The organism is Hydrogenivirga sp. 128-5-R1-1 (genome assembly GCF_000171895.1).
Genome location: NZ_ABHJ01000096.1, coordinates 1 through 2,604, shown reverse-complemented (window position 1 = coordinate 2,604; position 2,604 = coordinate 1). Strand labels below are relative to the sequence as shown.

Below are 2,604 nucleotides of genomic sequence, written 5' to 3'. Positions count from 1 at the left end.
AGTGTTATGTTTATCTGGGGTTGCGACCCTACAGTAAATACAATTGCTGCAGAGCAATTCAGAGAAGCTCTTGCAAGAAGGTCTGAAATTGTAAAAAGGGTATTAGACGAGTACGAAGGAGCAGACCTTGATACCCTTGCAGATAAAGTTTATGAAGCATGTAAGTATTACGGTGGTTTACTTGTAGTTGATGTTGATATTTATCCAAGACCTAAACAAGAGTATTCACATATTGTATTCCCAGCTGCAACAACAATGGAAATGAACCTAACCTCAATGAACGGTGAAAGAAGAATGAGGCTTTCAGAAAAAGTAGTAGAACCTCCGGGAAGTGCAAAACCTGACTGTCTCATAGCTGCAGCCATTGCAAATGCAATAAAAGCAGAGCTTGAAAGACAGGGAAGATATGACCTTGCAAAAAGATTTGAAGGCTTTGACTGGAAAACAGAAGAAGATGCCTTTAACGATGGATTTAGAATGGCTGGAAAAGAAGAAATAGACTCACAGGGAGGTCCAACAGGCTACATTGCAACTTATGACAGACTTAGAAAAGCTGGAAATAACGGCGTTCAGCTTCCAATAAAAGCCTACAAACATGGAAGACTTATTGGAACAAGACTTTTATACACTGACTATAAATTTGGAACAAAATCAGGAAAGGCGAGATTTTTACCAACTCCACAGCCTGACTTGCCACCACAAATTAAGAAAATGATGGGAAGACACAAATACTGGATTAACAACGGAAGATTAAATCACATGTGGCAGTCTAACTACCACACTTTAAGACTTGAATTTACAAAAGACAGATGGCCTCTTGCTCCAATATTCCTCCATGAAAGTGATATGAAAGAACTTGGACTTCAAGATGGAGATATTGTAAGAGTATGGAACGATTATGGAAGTGTTAGGGCAATAGCTATAACTTCTGATGAAGTTAGACCGGGAGAACCATTTATGGCATTTGGATTTGCAAACTCACCAATGAACAACCTTGTTACAGACTTTGTTGACCCAGACACAAAAATACCTTACTACAAGGGAACAGTTGCAAGTATTGAAAGAATTGGAAGAAATGAATCTTTAATTGAAGAAGTAAGTTTCAAAGAAAGAGGTTAATGATACAGGGGCTTTATGCCCCTCAATTTATAAAAAACTTTAAAGGAGGTTTGTAATGAAAAAAGTATTAGGAACGCTGGCAGCAGGAGCAATTTTGGCTACAGGTTTAGTTAGTAATGCAAATGCAACTAAACCTTTAAATGAGTTAAATTTTAAATTTGGGGTGCAACATAGGGTAATGTATAACAATTCAAACATAGCTTCTACAAAACAGTATGATTTTTTCAGACAAAGACTTAGAGTTGATTTTGACGTTTCTACAGAAGATGGCGTTGGAACATTTTTCCAGATAGAGTACAGAGGTGGTTGGGGTGGTTCTTCACCTTCATCTTCTGACCCAAGAGGTACTTATGCAATTAACGCATTTAATAGACTTCAAGCAAGAGGGTTAAGATACGGCTATCTGTATGCACCTGTTGGGCCTGGAACTGTTCTTGCGGGTATTCTTCCAGCAAATGATGAAGTCAATCAAATGCTGTTTTCTGCAGACTGGGATTTAAACGTTGGTGGTGTAGCTTATACAGGTAAAGCTGGAGGAGTAAACTGGAGAGCTGCTTATGTTAGACTTGTTGAAGGTGTAGGATTGATAAAAAATGCCAGTATCAATAAAGACCAGGATGAACATTTTATAATTTTAGATTTAGATACAGATATGGGTGGTGCAAAAGTTGGAGCGCATTTATACGGAGCTTATGGTAAAGTTTGTATAGCAGGAACGGGACAAGAATGTATAGATACAAATAATAGTGCTGCAAACGACGCACCAGCAACAAAATTAAATCAAACGTGGATTGCTTTAACAGCAAGTGCAGGCCCCATAAGTGGTGCAATTATCCAGAATAATGGAAAAATTGGAAATAATTCCACAAGTGGAACACTCTTAAGAGTTGAAGGAAATGCTGACTTAGGTAAGGCAAAAGTTGGTGTTTTAGGAGTTTATTCCACAGGTAAAAGCAATGGAAATGGGTTTAAAACAGTTCATAACATATTAGGAACAGGAGGTTATTGGGGATATACATACATATTCATTCCTCATGGCCCATCGGATGTGAATGATTTTGGTCTTGAAGTAGGAAATAAAGGATATGGATTAACATCTATCCAGGCAAAAGCTGACATTGGATTAACAAAAGGTATTTCTTTACAGGTAGTAGGTGGATATTTCGCATCAAATAAAGATATGGCTGGAAATGGTAAAAATTTGGGAACTGAGGAAGGAATCCAATTTACATTCAATTTAGGTAAATATATGAACCTTGAAGTAGGTACTGCTTTTGCACAACTTGGAAAAGCAGGAAAAGCTATGTATCAAGGAAATAATAAAAGTTCTGTAAATGAAACTTTTGCCAGAATGCAAATAGAATTTTAAAACTTCTTTACATTTAGGACAGGTTTTAACATCCTCCCCTCTTACCTGTCCTGCTGCTGCTAAACCTACCTACCTCATTTACCTCTGCCGTGTGGCAGAGGTCTTTTTATTTAAAA

2 protein-coding genes are annotated in these 2,604 nt (G+C 37.5%); both read left to right on the top strand.

The features are described 5' to 3' along the window. Window positions 1-1,119: arsenate reductase (azurin) large subunit (locus HG1285_RS04870; RefSeq protein WP_008288534.1), on the top strand; the 1,119-nt coding region annotated here is incomplete at its 5' end. A 55-nt stretch (window positions 1,120-1,174) separates the two neighbouring features. Continuing rightward, a complete protein-coding gene (locus HG1285_RS17755) occupies window positions 1,175-2,488 on the top strand; it encodes a hypothetical protein (RefSeq protein ID WP_008288532.1) in 1,314 nt (437 codons plus the stop codon). Window positions 2,489-2,604: the final 116 nt, after the last annotated feature.